This window comes from Ensifer oleiphilus, from assembly GCF_013371465.1.
GTDB lineage: Bacteria > Pseudomonadota > Alphaproteobacteria > Rhizobiales > Rhizobiaceae > Ensifer > Ensifer oleiphilus.
The window spans coordinates 184,120-199,618 of record NZ_JABWDU010000010.1 but is presented as its reverse complement, the minus strand read 5'-3'; the positions used below and the strand labels follow the sequence as shown (position 1 = coordinate 199,618).

Below are 15,499 nucleotides of genomic sequence, written 5' to 3'. Positions count from 1 at the left end.
CGTCATGAACGCTTTCAACAGACGTGCCTTCCTAAAGACGACCGCCCTTGCCGGTGCCGCGCTTGCGTCGCCCGCCGTGCTGCGCCCCGCCCAGGCCCGGACCACGGCGATCACGATCGCCTCGCTCTTCGGCGACGACAAGCCGGAGACGAAGATCTGGCTGAAGATCAGCGAACTGGTCGAAGCTAGGCTGCCCGGACAGTTCCGCTTCAACATTGTCAAGAGCGGCGCGCTCGGCGGTGAGAAGGAAGTCGCCGAAGGTGTCCGCCTTGGCTCGGTCCAGGCCAGCCTTTCGACGGTGTCTTCGCTGTCCGGTTGGGCACCGGAGCTGCAATTGCTCGACCTGCCGTTTCTGTTTCGCGATGCCGACCATGTCCGCAAGAGCGTTGATGGCGAGATCGGCGTCGACCTCAAGCAGAAACTGCTGGCGCAGAATTTCGTCGTCGCCGACTTCATCAACTATGGTGCCCGTCATCTGCTGACCAAAGAGCCGGTGATGAAGCCCGAACAGCTCCAAGGTAAGCGCATTCGGGTCATTCAAAGTCCGCTTCACACCAAGCTCTGGAGCGCCTTCGGCACGACGCCGATCGGCATTCCGATCACCGAGACCTACAACGCACTTGCAACCGGCGTCGCCGATGCCATGGACCTCACCAAGTCGGCCTATGCCGGCTTCAAGCTCTACGAAGTGGTGCCTTACCTGACCGAAACCGGTCACATCTGGGCATCGGGCGTCGTCTACTATTCCTCCGATTTCTGGAGTCGCCTCAACGATGAACAGAAGTCCGTTTTTGAACAGGCTTCGAAGGAGGGGGCGGCTTACTTCAACCAGTTGATCGTCGAAGACGAAGCAAAGTCGATCGAGCTTGCCATTCAGAACGGCGGAAAAGTCCTGAAGCCGGAAGCACTGGACGAGTGGCAGAAGGGTGCGCACGGCGTTTGGGACGAGTTTGCCCCAATCGTTGGAGGCATCGAGAAGATCAAGTCCGTGCAGGCCGTTTCCTAATCTGGTCGCACGGCCGGTCACGGCGGAAGCCCGAGATGCTGCTGACAGCAATAGCCTGCTTTCCCGAGCAGGCTATTCGGCTGCGAGAACGAACGCGCTTGCACATGGTATGAAGCCTACCCGTCATTACCCGCGGCGTCGCCTGAACGCCTTGATAAGCCGCGGAAGGTCTGCCGCATTTCCGATCTCCCGAGGGATGCGTTTGCCGGCGACGGAAAGGCCCGCCAGACGGCTTTCGCCGCAGAAACCGCATTGCGATTTTATTCTATGCATTGCATAGGTTTTTGACGTGCTTTTCCGGAGTTCTGCCATGTCTCTCGCCAGCCTCGCAATGTATGCCAGCCCGCCGCCGGTCGCGGAGGCGACGCGGCTGTTCTGGCGCGCACTCGGCGAGCGCATCCGGGCCTACGGGCTGGAGGCGCCGGAAGTGCTTGACGAAGACATCCGTTACAACGAGGCGTGGATACGTCCGGACTTGCTGTTCAGCCAGACCTGCGGATATCCCTATGTCCAGCATCTGCGAGGCAAGGTGCAGCTGGTCGCATCGCCCGTCTATCGGCTTCCTGGCTGTGACGGTCCACTCAAGTGCAGTTTCATCGTGATCAATGCTCAGTCGTCCGCGACGTCGATCGAAGATCTGCGCGGTGGGCGCGCAGCGATCAACGAGGTCGGCAGCAATTCCGGATACAACCTGTTTCGCGCCTTTGTGGCGCCTCATGCCGTCGATGGCCGGTTCTTCTCAAGCGTGCTGGAGACCGGCGGCCACCTGGCAAGCATGGATGCCGTGTCGAGTGGGGCGGCCAATGTGGCGGCGATCGACTGCGTGACTTTCGGCAACACCCTGCGCTTCGACCCCGATCGCGTCGCTGGCTTACGCGTGCTGGCTGAAACGGCCAAAGGGCCGGGCCTGCCTTTCATCACCGCCATGTCGACGCCGGCAAAGAACCTGGTGATCCTGCGCCGGGCCCTGTCGGAAACGATAGCCGATCCGGAGCTGGCCGAAGTCTGCGACACGCTCTCGCTGCAGGGCATCAGCTTGCTCGGCGATGCCGACTACGAGGTGCTGGCGGACTTCGATCGCGATGCTGCGCGCCAAGGTTACCCGGCAATCGGGTGAGGCAGGGCGGCCTGTTTCCCTGGAGGCGGGAAGTGGCATAGGAGGCGTGCGAACAGAGCTTGCAGAGCCGGTATCCGGCAGCTCGCGCGGGGTCAAAGCACCCCTATGGCCATCGGGTCAATAATCTACAAAGTGCATAGAATATATATTCTCTAATCACGGCTGTTTACGCAACCGGGTTTTCCATATTCCCGTTTGCTTGCAAAGCGGTGCGGCGCGCTTTGCCGTACCCGGATTTTATATTGGCGGCATGCATCCATTCGCTTTCTTCCTGGAATTCGTTTCATGATCAATCACAAGCCGGACGACACGCTTCCCCTAAAATCCACAATTTCCGCAACCTCCCGTGTCGAATGGCAAACGGTCACCCTGTCGATCATCATCTACGGCGGTTTTCTTGCCCTGACTTGGTTTTGGCAATCGCTGCCCGTAGTGGCTGTGATCGGTCTCGGCGGTTGGCTGATCGCCTGGCACGGATCGCTCCAGCATGAGGTCATTCACGGGCATCCCACCCGCAACCGCTTCGTCAATGATGCGATCGGCTGGCCGCCGCTGTCGCTCTGGCTCCCCTATGCTATCTATCGCGAAGGGCACTTGACCCATCACCGCGACGAGCACCTGACCGATCCGATCGAGGATCCGGAATCGTCCTATTTCACCCAAGCCGCCTGGGAGCGCATGGGAGGCATCGGCCGGTTGCTGGCAGCCTGGAATACCACGTTACTGGGTCGGCTGACCCTCGGGCCGATCGTCATGATTGCCAGCTTCCTGGCACAGGAAGCGGCGCTGGTGCTCAACCGTGACCGACGGCGGGCGGTAATCTGGTTGCGACATGCGCTCGGTGTTGCCGTCATCCTCGTCTGGGTGAGCGAAGTTTGCGGCATGCCGCCGTGGCTCTACGTCTTCGGTTTCGTCTATGTCGGAGCGGCGCTCACCAGGCTGCGTTCCTATGCCGAGCATCGCTATGCCGACCACCACGACGAGCGCACGGCGATCGTCGAAAACAGCCCATTGTTCGGGCTCCTGTTTCTCTACAACAATCTCCATGTGCTGCATCACAAGCGGCCTGGAGTTCCCTGGTATCGGATACCAATGCTCTACCGCCGAGACAGGGACGCCCTCATCGCTGTCAACGGTGGCCTGGTCTACGACGGCTATCTCGACGTCGCCCGACGTTTCTTGTTCCGCCCGCACGATGATCCGCGCCATCCTCTTCATCGGCATTTCGGATCCGGGACCGCCGACGGGATGACCGAGCACGCCGGAGTTTCCATTGTCGAGAGAGAGCTGGCGTAGAACTCTGCTTGCGATGCGCCGTGCACCGCCAGCCTTGCTAAAGCACGGTTGGCTGCAATCGTCAGGAAGAACGGCCGCGAACAGCAAATGAACTCGGTCACTTCACGCCCGGCGTTGGAGCCCGGCCATTCGTCCGTTGAGAGAACGGCACAGCCCAAGCGGTCGGCTCAGGCATTTCGGCCGTGGCGAGGTGGAAGACAAAAGATGACGTCAAGGCCGAAGGGTGTCGGCCGACGGCGCGCAACGCGGTTGCGCGCCGGAAAGCATTTGACCGTAAGCTCAGGCGCGCGTTGCCGCTGCCACAAACGCGGCGATCTTGTCGATGTCCTTGCGAAAGCCGCCTTCCGGGAGAGGGAAGTTCGTATGGGTAAGCGAGTCCACCGCCCAGGGGCGCACAGCCTCGATCGCAGCTAAGACGTTCTCAGGCTTGAGGCCGCCCGCCAGGATCACCGGCCGCTTGCTGCGTTTGACGATCTCGCGGCTGAGAGACCAGTCATGAGTGACGCCGGCCGCACCAATGCCGCCGATATGGGCGGCGACGGAATCGAGGATGAAAATGTCCGCAAACGGCTCGAAGCGAGCGGCGTGGTCTAGCGCTTCAGGACCTGTCATCGGAATGGCCTGGAGGATCTGCAGGTCGGGATGCTTCGCCAGCAGTCTGGTGCGCAGCGTCTTGACGTGTTCCGGCGTCACGAGCTCGATATCGCCACACAGGTGCAGCACGTCGGGCTGAACCGCGTCAACCATCTCAACGATCGCCTCGAGATCACTCTCAACCGACAGCGCCACCCGTTTTGCCTTGCCCTTGAGGGCATCCGTGATCTCGCGTGCCTTGGCGAACGAGATCTCGCCGGGCAGGCCTCGGTTCGAAGGCGTGACACCGAGATAGTCGACGCCGACCCCGGCCGCAGCAATGGCCTCGGCGACCGTCTGCATGGTATAGATTTGTGTTTTCAATGCCTTGCTCGTTGTTTTCGCTAGATTGATTTCGGAAGGATCGCTTTGACCATGCGCTCCTCGGTGAGTTGAACGCGTTCGGCATTGCGTGCCGCAAAAACCGAATAGAGCGCATCGACCAATGTCATCTGCGCAATCTGGGCTGCCATCGGTTCGCTGCCTTGCTCATGCGAGACACTGACAAGCACGACGTCAGCGAGGCGGGCCAGGGGTGAGCTGCTATTTCCGGTGATACAGATCGTCGAGGCGCCACGTGACTTGGCTTCCTGCAGTACGAGAACCGGATCGCTGGTGATGCCCGAATAGGAAATGGCGACCACGAGATCGCCTGGTCCGGTCAGGGCCGCATGCATGATCTGCAGCTGGGAATCGACCGGCGCATCGCAACGAAGTCCCAGCCGGATACAGCGCTGGTAAAACGCCTGTGCGACGATACCGGATCCGCCGACGCCGCCGACCAAGATGTGGCTGGCGCCGGCCATCAGATCGATCGCCTCGGCGAGGATTCTTTCGTTGAGAACGCCGAGCGTATCGGTCAAAGCCTGGCCGATGGCGCGAAACAATCGGGTGGCTGCTTGCAGATCACTTGTTTGCGGTTCGGTCGATGTCGCGGTTTGGACGGTGCGTGGTTCCTGGGCCAACGCCAATTTCAGATCTGTGAACCCTTCAAAGCCGGCGGTGCGGCACATGCGCAGCACGGTCGTATCGCTGACATCCGTGGCCTGGGCGATGGCCGACATCGACTGGCGGATGGCGCTGTCGCTGTTGTCTAGCATCCAGAGCGCCACGCGACGCTCGGAATCGGACAATTTCGGCAGCACGCTTCGAAGCCGGCTGCTGGCTGGGGTGCTGTTGTTGGCTCGCGCATCATTGGTCATTGACGGGGCTTTCTTCAGGTTTGCGGTGAGCCTCGGCGAAGAGGCTAGCACAATCATGTTGTGGTGTCACTATAGACACGCTTTGTATGATGTGGCATCACTGCATGAACGCGAAGAGATGCGCTGCTGGACTTCTGGGAGGATGTCATGGGATTGAAGCGTTTGTTGATTGCCGGTGCGGCCATGGTGCTGACCGCTCTTCCGGCCGCGGCCGGTGAACTCTCTTTCTGGCACGCTTATGCCGGCCAGCAGGACAAGGTCGATTTCATCAACTTCGCGTTGGATGAATTTGCCAAGGCCCATCCCGACATTAAGCTGGATGTCGTTGCGGCCGAACAGTCGGCCTATAAGGCCAAGCTCAATACCGCCATGGCATCCGGCAATCCGCCAGACGTCTTCTACACGCTGCCTGGAGGTTTCCTGAACGCCTTCGTCAACGGCGGGCAGATGTACGCGCTCGATGCGGATCTGGCCAAGGACGGCTGGGGCGCCAGCTTCCTTGAAAGCGCGCTCGCGCAGACAAGTAAGGATGGGCATGCCTACGCCGTTCCCGTCGATGTCGATTCCGTCGTGTTCTGGTACGACAAGGCGCTCTTTGCGGAGAATGGCTGGGCAGTGCCGTCGAGCTACGACGAGCTTCTGGCGCTGGCCGAAAAGATCAAGGGTGAGGGCATCGTCCCGTTTGCGCTCGGCAACAAGGATGCCTGGCCGGCGACGTTCTGGTTCCAGTACCTCGAAATGCGCCTGAAGGGCTCCGGCGTCGTCTCTGCCTTCGTCAACAAGGATGCCAAAGCCGCGCTTGGCGACGAGGGCACCAAGGCGCTGGAACATGTGGCCGCGCTTTCGAGCAAGGGCTACTTCCCGATCGGCTTCAACGGCATGGGCGACCAGGAAGCCAACATGCTCTTCCTCAACGGCCAGGCGGCGATGATGCTGAACGGCACCTGGCAGATCGGCGCGTCCGCCGATGCGCCGGAAGGTTTCGAGCTCGGCTACTTCGCCTTCCCGACTGTTGCCGGTGGAGCAGGGGACCAGTCCGACGTGCTGGCCGGTGTCGCCGCTACGTTCGGCATCTCTGAGAAAGCCGAGAACAAGGCCGATGCCGTGACCTTGCTCAAGTTCCTGACGTCGAGCCAGGTCATGACCAAGTATGTCGAGCTGCGAAAGACGATGGTGACGGTGAAGGACGCCACGACCGAGGCGGCTGCGGGCCCGGTCCTGTTCGATATCAGCAGCAAGCTGATGGCGGAGGCAGGCCACCTCGATCCCTTCTACGACACGGCGATGCCGCCGGCCGCGACCAATATCTACTACACCTCGCTCCAGGGCGTGCTCGACGGTTCCGTGCCGCCGGCCGATGCGGCCAAGCGCCTCGAGGATGCGCTGCGGGCCGACAAGTAGCAGACCCTAGCAACATGACCCGTTTGCGCGGCAAGCCGCTCGCCGCGCAAACCCTCCATGGAGCCCGAGAACGATGAGTACCAGCAAAGGCTTTGCCAACAGCCACAACAGAGCGGCGTTCCTGTTTCTGTCGCCAGCATTTCTGCTACTTGCCGCCTTCGTCGCCTATCCCGTCATCTATGCTGGCTGGCTTTCGCTTTTCCGTTGGGACGGGGCGTCGGCGCCGGTGTTCGAGGGGGCTGGTAACTTCGTGCGTCTTGCCGGCGACCCGATCTTCTGGCGGGCTCTTGGCCGCAATCTCCTCGTCGCGCTTTCGGCGATGGTGTTTCAGGTGTTTCTGGCGCTCTGCATCGCCTATTGCCTGGTGCGCATCGTGCCCGCCTTCAGCCGGATCTTACTGTTCTTCTATCTCGTGCCGGTGATGGTCAGCGAGATCTGCATCGGGTTGCTCTGGCGCTTCATGTACAATCCCTATTTCGGCCTGGTGAACGCGGCATTTGGCGCGTTGGGTCTGGACGGCCTGAAGCGTGGTTGGCTGGGCGAATCCGGTACCGCCTTTTCGGCCGTGGTGGTGGTGATGAGCTTCACCTATCTCGGCCTTTACGTCCTGCTTTTCGTGGCCGCAGTGAGAAGCGTGCCCGAAAGCGTCTACGAGGCCGCCGAGATCGACGGCGCCGGCCATTTCACCAAGTTCTTCTCGATCACCATTCCCATGGTCGGGGACGCGGTGCGCGCCAATTCGCTTCTGGCGATCATCGGCTCGCTCAAGACTTTCTCGCTGGTCTTTGTGCTGACCAATGGTGGCCCGAACCACGCGAGCGAGGTGGTCTCCACTTACCTCTACAAGATGGGGTTCGGCAGCTTCGAGATGGGGTACGCAGCCACCATCGGTTTCACGCAGATGATGCTCACGGCAATCGGCGCGTGGCTGGTCTTCCGGTATCTGAAAAGAACCGGCGTCGGCGGGAGAACGTAAGCAATGGCAGCCGTTCGCCGCTGGACAGCCACCAACACGGTGGTGCTCTTTCTCCTGACCCTGCACGTGCTGTTGGTCATCTTCCCGTTTATCTGGATGATCTACAGCACCTTCAAGACCAACAAGGAGTTCATGCGCTCGGTCTGGTCGTTCCCCACCAGTTTCTCGCTTGATGCCTATGTCGGCGCCTGGAGCGGCGGTGCGCTTGGCGGCTACGCGGTCAATTCGCTGCTGATCATGGCGGGGGCGACTGTTCTCACTGTGGCCGTCGCGACCCTGGCGGGTTATGCCCTTTCGGTCTATCGGCCCCGCTGGATGCCGGCGGTCGAACTCAGCCTGACGGCGGCCATGGCAATCCCCGCCTATGTCGCGCTTGTACCATTGGTGGTGATGCTCCGCGGCGCCGGGCTGCTCGACACCCATATGGGCGTCGTGCTGCCGACCGCCGCCTTCAACGTGCCGGTCACCATCTTCATCATGCAGGCCTTCTTCAACACGCTGCCCCGCGAACTCTTCGACGCGGCGCGCATGGACGGTGCCTCCGAATGGTCAATCTTCGCCAAGGTAGCGCTGCCGATCGCGCGCCCGGCGATGTTCACCGCGGCCATCGTCAACATGATCTGGGTCTGGAACGATTTCTTGTTTCCCGTCGTCTTCATCAACAATCCGGCGCGCAAGACGCTCCCCGTGGGGCTTACGGATTTCGTCGGCGAGCACATCACCAACTACCCGGTGATGCTGGCGGCCATCCTGATCGCCGCCATCGCACCGCTTGTCCTCTTCATCTTTTTCGAACGCCAGATCACCGCCGCTTTGCTCGGCGGTGCCGTCAAGGAATAGCCGTTAATGACCGGGCTCAAGCCCGCGTCCAATGCAGGAGAATTTTCATGTCGCCTAAAGAGCTCGATTTTGCCAGCCGGGCAGTCTTCTATACGCCGGAAGAGCATTCCCAATCGATCAGCTACCCGATCTACATGTCGGCGAACTTCCAGTATGGCGGCGACATCTACGACCAGATCGTCGCCGGCGCGCGCAAGGAAGTGAATATCTATTCGCGCTGCGGTAACCCGACGGAATACAAGTTCGAGGAGCACATCGCCCAGTTGACTGGCGGTACGGCCTGCCTGGCGACGGCATCGGGAATGGCGGCGATCTCGCATGCGTTGTTCGGCATCCTCAAAGCCGGCGACCATATCGTCGCCGATCTCACGACCTATTCGAGCACGCACGAGTTCTTCGATCACCGCGCCGGCGATTTCGGGCTGAAGGTCAGCCTAGTCGACTGCACCGATGTCCGGGCGGTCGAAAACGCGTTCACCGATGAGACCAAGGTTCTCTATGTCGAGGCGATCGCCAACCCGACCATGAAGGTTCCGCCGCTGAAAGCGCTGGTGGAACTCGCCCACTCGCGTGGCATCGTGGTGATCTGCGACAACACGTTCGCCTCTCCGGCCGTGTGCCGTCCGCACGAGTTCGGCGTCGACGTCGTGGTCGAAAGCGCCACCAAGTTCATCGGCGGCCACAATGATGCGGTTGGCGGGGTCATCACGCTGAAGTCCGACATCCTGCCGGCCGATTGGCTGGAAGACGTGCGTTGGAACACACTCAACAAGCTCGGCGCGCCGCTGTCGCCGTTCAATGCCTGGCTGTTGCTGCGCGGCGCGCAGACGCTGGCGCTGCGGCTGGAAAAGCAGTGCGCCAATGCGCTGGCGCTTGCCAAACATCTCCAAGCTCATCCGAAGGTCAAGCGCGTCTTCTATCCGGGGCTGCCTTCTCATCCCAATCATGCCTCGGCCAGCGAGCAGTTGCGCGGCGGAGGCGCCATGCTGTCATTCTGCGTCGAGGACGAGGCTTCTGGCGTGCGCCTTCTGAAGCGGCTGAAGCTTGGCTCGTTTGCGGCAAGCCTCGGCGGACTGCGCACAACGACGCAGATGCCGGCGACCATGGCCTTTCTGGATATCCCCAGCCAGGAGCGCGAGGCGATGGGCGTGGTCGATGGACTAGTGCGTTTCTCTGTCGGCATCGAACATGTTGACGACATCATCGCCGACGTAGATCAGGCAATCGAACAGATGCACATCGACCTCTAGGGATTGCGAAATGGCAGCGATCGTCCTCCTTGGCGATATCAATATCGACTTGGTTCTTGATATTCCCGAGTATCCCCTCGAGGGAGAAGAGGCTATCGCAACCGCCCAGCGGCACATGCTGGGCGGCTCCGCCACCAATACGGCCATCGCGCTGTCGCGCGCCGGCCACGACTGCCGGCTGATCGGCAGGGTGGGGCAGGACGCATGGGGACAACAGGCACTGTCGTCGCTTGCAGCGACCGGCGTTTCGACGGCGTGGATCGGGCGGGACCCTATCGAGCCGACGCAAACCAACATCGTGACGGTCGGCAAGAGCGGTGAGCGGACGATGTTTGCCTATCGCGGGGCCAATGCCCAGTTGTCACCGACCTTCATCTCAGACGATGTGTTCGAGGGGGCGGCGCTTTTCCATCTCTCCGGCTATGCCCTGCTGCAAAGCCCGCAATCCGACGCGGCGATGAGAGCAATCGAACTGGCGCAGCAGTTCCAGGTGCCCGTCACCCTGGACGTTCCGGCCGGCGTTGCCGTGATGGTTGCCCCGCATGTGCGCAATCTGCTGCCGAAACTCGACATGATCGTGCTGGGCCGAACCGATCTTGCGCCGTTGGCGGGCGGAGGCACCGCCATGCCGGCGGAAGAGGCAATAAGGTCCCTCCTGCATCAGGGCGTAAAACGCATCGCTCTCAAACACGATGTCGCGGGATCGTCGCTCTACCAAAAATCTGGGGTTGAAAGCGCGCCGTGGTTCTCCGTCGATGCCGTTGATACGACAGGCGCCGGCGACGCTTTTGCGGCAGGCCATATCATCGGTCGTGTGTCGGGTTTGTCCGGCTCCGAATGCTGTCGGCTTGCCAACGCCTTTGGAGCCGTTGCGGTGACGCGCCAGGGAGCAGGGACGTCGATGCCCGCGCTGGCGGATGTGATGGCACTAATTGGTGTCGACAGTGGCAACGGGCTTGAAAGAGCAGGCCCGAGCGAAGAGCGGGCACGATCGCAACTCTGCAAACCTCAATCCTTGCAGGATTCAAACCGAACATAGGCTGGCAGCACAAAGTACTTCTCTGTTCGCTCGAAGGAGGTCAGAGCGTCTTCGTTCGCGACACGGATTGCCAGGCCTTCTGCGCAGCTCAAAGAATAGGCCGTGAGGCCTCCAAATACGGTATGGGTGACCTCGCCCTGCTCCCTGATTTACTCGACAGCAAGAGGGAAGGCGGCGCATTGGTCGCTTTCTTCATCGGTGCTCGAGTGTGCGGTTCTGTCGAGCTTCAGATTGCACATCGGCACGACATCAGAACAAGAAATTTCGCCGTCGACCGACCAGACGAGCTTGTCTTTGCGCCATGTTTCAAAGCTGATTTCCTGCGCGCGAGGGGGGAGTTCCGATCGCTGCGCTACCTGCAGCTTGAATACTGTCCGGGTTGCATCCTCGTCTTCCCAATCGTAGGCGTAGATTGCCTCTTCCCGCGGGCAGGGTTTGGCTTCGGCAGATGCCACCGGCGGCGCAATCGTGAATGCCAGGGAAACAAATAGGCTCAGTTTTTTCATCGGAAATTGCCCTTGGCGCGGTTTGTATAAGCCATTACCGCGCCGTTGCCAACAGGTGCAAATCTAACCCGCAGGCAACCTAGGCTTCGAGTGAAAGCCTCCTAACATGTGCCACTATTCGACGCGGTATGGTTGTACTAAGAGACTTGGGAATATGGCTATTTTTAGTGCCTCGGGTCATGTGCTGCGCCACCGAACCGCTGCCCAGCCTAGCCAAAGGGAGTGTTGACCCTTCCCCGTTACCCCAGCAGGTTTTCCCGAAAACAAAGGCTATTCTGCCTTGGGAGGGAACATGTCTGGTACGTGCCGTTCGCTGTTGCACTCGGTTGCCATCGCCTCGATCGCCTTGCTCTATGGGCAGGGGGGAGCGAAGGCCGGTGAGAAGCTGTTTATCTATAATTTCTCCGACTATTTCGCCGAGGATACGGTTTCGAATTTCTCCAAGAAAACGGGCGTGGACGCCCGTGTGGATTTCTTCGATTCGCTGGAAGTGCTGGAGACGCGCCTGCTGGCAGGCGGAAGTGGTTTCGACGTTGCCTTTCCGAGCGCGACCGTCGGCGAGCGGCTCATCCAATCGGGTGCCCTGAAGCCGATCGATACCTCCAGCCTCAAGAACTATGACAACCTGGACAAGGACCTCCTGAAGCTCGTTGCCGAACACGACCCCGGCAATCAGTACCTCGTTCCGTACATGTGGCTGACGACAGGGATCGCCTACAATCTGAAGCTCGTCGAAGAGCGGGTGGGCAACGCACCGACGAACAGCCTCGACATGTTCTTCAAGCCGGAACTGGCGCAGAAGTTTCAAGATTGCGGCATCGGCATCGTCGATGCGCCCAACGAAGTGATCCCGATCGCCCTGAACTACCTCGGTCTCGATCCCTATTCGACAAAGCAGGAAGATCTCGACAAGGCCAAGGATCTGCTCCTGACGTTGCGCCCGTACATCCGGCACATGCAGAGCGGTCAACTGGTGGCGGATATGGCATCCGGCCAGCTTTGCCTGGCGATGATGTGGAGCGGCGACGCGGGCATCGCTGCAGCCCGTGCAGGCGAAGCCAACAATGGTGTCGCGGTCAGCTATTCGATCCCGAAGGAAGGCACGATCATATCCTTCGACACGATGGCCGTGCCTGCCGATGCGCCCGATCCCGAGCAAGCCATGGCCTTCATCGACTACGTTCTGGAGCCGAGGACCGTCGCCGACATCAGCAATCACGTATTCTACGCAAATGCAAACGCCGCAGCGACTCCTCTCGTCGACGAGGCGATCCGCACGGATCCGAACGTTTATCCGCCCGCTGAAGTCCGCTCCAAGCTCTTCGTAGACAAGTCACTGCCGCCGCGCCAGGCGCGCGAGAGGACACGGGTATGGACCGCGTTCAGGGCCGGCAGCTGAGCACGTCGCCTGAGAAGCGGAAGTAGAAGGACACTCGCATTGCAATCTTACGTATCCATCGAGAACCTCTCCAAATCATTCGGCTTCTTCACTGCCGTTGACGACGTTTCTATCGGCATCGGGAAGGGGGAGTTCTTCTCGCTTCTTGGTCCATCCGGATGCGGCAAGTCGACCTTGCTGCGCATGATCGCCGGCTTCGAAACGCCCACATCCGGTGCCGTCCGGCTTGATGGGGAAGAGGTCACGGACGTCCCGGCCCATCGCCGGCCAACCAACATGATGTTTCAATCCTATGCCCTGTTTCCCCATTTGACGGTGGGCAAGAACATTGCCTTCGGCCTTGCGCAGGACCGGCTGGCAAGGGCTGAGATCCGGCAGCGCGTCAGTGATGTGGCCGAAAAGCTGCAACTGACCGCGTTGCTCGATCGCAAGCCGCAACAGCTGTCCGGCGGGCAAAGGCAACGGGTCGCTTTGGCACGGGCATTGGTCAAGCGACCGAAGGTGCTGTTGTTGGACGAGCCGCTCGGTGCGCTGGACAAGAACCTTCGCACGGAAACGCAGCACGAACTGGTCAGGCTTCAGCGTGAGTTAGGGTTGACGTTCATCATCGTCACCCACGACCAGCATGAGGCCATGACAGTGTCATCGCGTATAGCGATCATGCGGCAGGGCAAGGTGCTGCAGATCGGATCGCCTGCCGAAGTCTACGAAACACCGGTCTCCCGCTATGTCGCGAAATTCCTCGGTGAGGCCAACGTGTTCGAAGGTGGCGCGACCAGACGTTCGGGCAACGACCTGGCCGTCGAAAGTGCAGAGGCGGGCGGTTCGGTCTTTGCCACCGCCGCGGACCATGTTTCCACCAATGGACGCTTTTGGGTGTCGGTGCGGCCGGAGAGGGTCGAGCTCGCCAGGCAGGGCGACGGTCTCGAGGGCGTTATCGAACAGTTCAGCTACGCTGGATCGGGACGGCACTACAGGGTTCGCCTCAAGAGCGGGGCAACGCTGGATGCGCTGCGCGTCAACCTGGGTGCCGAGGACGATCTGTCGGTGGGCGACACCGTGTTTGCCTCATGGATGCCGCAGGCCGCCCGCCTGCTGGCCGATTAGGGAACGACATCATGCAATCAAAATCCGATCTGGGCCGACGCGCATTGGTGCTCGTCCCCTATGGCTGGCTCGCTGTCTTCTTTCTCATGCCGTTTCTGCTCGTGCTGGCGATCAGCCTCTCGTCCGTTCGCCTCGGCATGCCGCCCTATGAGCCGCTCTATGCATGGCAGGGATCGCTGCTCAGCATTCGCCTCAACCTTGAGAATTTCATCTTCGTCGTGGGCGAGAATACCTATCTGCTTGCCTATCTCACCAGCCTGAAAGTGGCGGCGATTTCGACGGCGCTGATGCTGGCGATCGCCTATCCGCTGGCCTACGGCATTGCAAGCTGCGCGCCGCAAACGCGTTCCTTTCTCATCTTTCTGGTTATCGTGCCGTTCTGGAGTTCGATGCTGATCCGCGTCTATGCCTGGATGAGCATCCTGCGCAACGACGGGCTGTTCAACTCGCTGCTCCTGAACCTCGGCATCATTTCCGAGCCTTTGCGGATCATGAACACCGAGACCGCGATCTATATCGGCATCGTCTACACCTACCTGCCATTCATGGTGCTGCCGATCTACGCCAATCTCAGTGCCAGCGACCGCACCCTGATCGAGGCGGCGCGCGACCTCGGATGTTCGCGCCTGGCGGCGTTCTGGCGCGTCACGTTTCCGCTCAGCCTCAGGGGAGTTGCCGCCGGCTCTGCGCTGGTCTTCATCCCGGTCATCGGTGAATTCGTCGTGCCGGATCTCCTGGGAGGCGCCGACACCCAGATGATCGGCAGGACGATCTGGATGGAGTTTTTCAACAACCGGGACTGGCCGGTGGCATCGGCAGTGACGGTGCTGCTTCTCGCCATCCTGGTGATACCCATCGTCCTGTTTCAGACACGTTTGTCTCGAACCTCTAAGTGAGGAGCGACTATGCCCAAGCCATCCTGGTTCAACCGGCTTTCCATCTTCGCCGGGCTCGCCTTTCTCTACCTGCCGATCGTGGTTCTGGTCGTCTACAGTTTCAACGCCTCGCGGCTGGTCACAGTCTGGGGCGGGTTCTCCACCCAATGGTATACGGCCGCGATCAGCAATCAGTCGATCGTCGAGGGGGCGAAGATCAGCTTCCTCGTGGCGGCGATCTCGGCAACCCTTGCGACCGTGCTCGGATCGCTCGCGGCGATCGTGGCAGTGAGAATTCGGCGCTTTCGCGGCCATCATGTTTTCAACGGCATGCTGGTGGCGCCGATGGTGATGCCGGAGGTGGTGATGGGCGTGTCGATGCTGCTGATGTTCGTGACATTGGGTATCGATCGCGGCCCGGTGACGATCACGCTTGCCCATGCCACCTTCACCATGTGCTTTGCGGCCGTGGTGATGCAATCCCGGCTGGTCGAACTCGACCCGTCGTTGGAGGAAGCCGCAAGAGATCTCGGCTGCCCGCCATTTGTGGCGTTCATGAAGGTCGCGGTTCCGAACATGTTGCCGGCCTTCGTCTCGGCCTGGTTGCTGTCGTTCACGCTGTCGCTTGATGATCTGGTGATATCGAGTTTCACGACGGGGCCCGGGGCCTCGACCTTGCCGATGAAAATCTATTCGCAGATCAAGTTCGGGGTGACCCCTGAGGTCAACGCCATCTCGACGCTTATCCTTGGCGTCGTCGTCTTCGGCCTGGTGGCGTCACGCATCGTTTCCAGGCCCTCGGCAAAGAGCAGCCTTGCTGTGTAGGCGGTCGAGCAACTCAAGACCACAAGA

General features: G+C 60.5%; 15 protein-coding genes. 12 read left to right on the top strand and 3 right to left on the bottom strand.

Annotated elements, in window-relative coordinates:
• The first annotated feature begins 4 nt into the window (after positions 1-4).
• The 3 genes from HT585_RS28025 to HT585_RS28015 all read left to right on the top strand — a co-directional run bounded on the left by HT585_RS28025 (position 5) and on the right by HT585_RS28015 (position 3,419).
• Complete coding sequence (locus HT585_RS28025) at positions 5-1,006, top strand: TRAP transporter substrate-binding protein (protein ID WP_176356068.1); 1,002 nt, start codon at positions 5-7, stop codon at positions 1,004-1,006.
• 310 nt (positions 1,007-1,316) lie between these two features.
• A complete protein-coding gene (locus tag HT585_RS28020; RefSeq protein ID WP_176356067.1) occupies positions 1,317-2,123 on the top strand; it encodes a phosphate/phosphite/phosphonate ABC transporter substrate-binding protein in 807 nt (268 codons plus the stop codon).
• A gap of 285 nt (positions 2,124-2,408) precedes the next feature.
• Complete coding sequence (locus HT585_RS28015; protein WP_176356066.1) at positions 2,409-3,419, top strand: fatty acid desaturase; 1,011 nt, start codon at positions 2,409-2,411, stop codon at positions 3,417-3,419.
• Positions 3,420-3,698: 279 nt separating this feature from the next.
• On the opposite strand, the gene HT585_RS28010 is transcribed toward HT585_RS28015, so the two are convergent.
• Complete coding sequence (locus HT585_RS28010; RefSeq protein WP_176356065.1) at positions 3,699-4,376, bottom strand: phosphoribosylanthranilate isomerase; 678 nt, start codon at positions 4,374-4,376, stop codon at positions 3,699-3,701.
• Between the two features lie 20 nt (positions 4,377-4,396).
• Complete coding sequence (locus tag HT585_RS28005) at positions 4,397-5,254, bottom strand: MurR/RpiR family transcriptional regulator (RefSeq protein WP_176356064.1); 858 nt, start codon at positions 5,252-5,254, stop codon at positions 4,397-4,399.
• A 147-nt stretch (positions 5,255-5,401) separates the two neighbouring features.
• On the opposite strand from HT585_RS28005, the gene HT585_RS28000 reads away from it, so the two are divergent.
• The 5 genes from HT585_RS28000 to HT585_RS27980 all read left to right on the top strand — a co-directional run bounded on the left by HT585_RS28000 (position 5,402) and on the right by HT585_RS27980 (position 10,760).
• On the top strand, positions 5,402-6,655 hold the full coding sequence (locus HT585_RS28000) for an ABC transporter substrate-binding protein (RefSeq protein WP_176356063.1): 1,254 nt from the start codon (positions 5,402-5,404) through the stop codon (positions 6,653-6,655).
• Between the two features lie 73 nt (positions 6,656-6,728).
• Entirely contained in the window at positions 6,729-7,631 is a 903-nt protein-coding gene (locus HT585_RS27995; RefSeq protein WP_176356062.1) for a carbohydrate ABC transporter permease, read from the top strand.
• Positions 7,632-7,634: 3 nt separating this feature from the next.
• Complete coding sequence (locus HT585_RS27990; RefSeq protein WP_176356061.1) at positions 7,635-8,471, top strand: carbohydrate ABC transporter permease; 837 nt, start codon at positions 7,635-7,637, stop codon at positions 8,469-8,471.
• Between the two features lie 47 nt (positions 8,472-8,518).
• Positions 8,519-9,721: a trans-sulfuration enzyme family protein gene (locus HT585_RS27985; protein WP_176356060.1), complete on the top strand. Its 1,203-nt coding sequence runs from the start codon at positions 8,519-8,521 to the stop codon at positions 9,719-9,721.
• Positions 9,722-9,731: 10 nt separating this feature from the next.
• Positions 9,732-10,760, top strand: coding sequence for a carbohydrate kinase family protein (locus HT585_RS27980; RefSeq protein WP_176356059.1), 1,029 nt, complete (start codon positions 9,732-9,734; stop codon positions 10,758-10,760).
• Positions 10,761-10,909: 149 nt separating this feature from the next.
• Here HT585_RS27980 and HT585_RS27975 read toward each other — a convergent pair whose 3' ends face one another.
• Positions 10,910-11,266, bottom strand: a complete 357-nt coding sequence (locus tag HT585_RS27975; RefSeq protein ID WP_176356058.1) for a hypothetical protein — start codon at positions 11,264-11,266, stop codon at positions 10,910-10,912.
• A gap of 292 nt (positions 11,267-11,558) precedes the next feature.
• Here HT585_RS27975 and HT585_RS27970 point away from each other — a divergent pair, with 292 nt between their 5' ends.
• The 4 genes from HT585_RS27970 to HT585_RS27955 are packed head-to-tail and all read left to right on the top strand — an operon-like array spanning position 11,559 to position 15,472.
• Positions 11,559-12,665: a polyamine ABC transporter substrate-binding protein gene (locus HT585_RS27970; RefSeq protein WP_176356057.1), complete on the top strand. Its 1,107-nt coding sequence runs from the start codon at positions 11,559-11,561 to the stop codon at positions 12,663-12,665.
• 39 nt (positions 12,666-12,704) lie between these two features.
• Entirely contained in the window at positions 12,705-13,772 is a 1,068-nt protein-coding gene (locus tag HT585_RS27965; protein WP_246707978.1) for an ABC transporter ATP-binding protein, read from the top strand.
• A gap of 11 nt (positions 13,773-13,783) precedes the next feature.
• Positions 13,784-14,668, top strand: a complete 885-nt coding sequence (locus tag HT585_RS27960) for an ABC transporter permease subunit (protein WP_210270594.1) — start codon at positions 13,784-13,786, stop codon at positions 14,666-14,668.
• Positions 14,669-14,677: 9 nt separating this feature from the next.
• Positions 14,678-15,472 carry an ABC transporter permease gene (locus HT585_RS27955; protein ID WP_176356055.1) on the top strand — a complete coding sequence of 265 codons (795 nt, stop codon included), beginning with the start codon at positions 14,678-14,680 and terminating at the stop codon, positions 15,470-15,472.
• Positions 15,473-15,499: the final 27 nt, after the last annotated feature.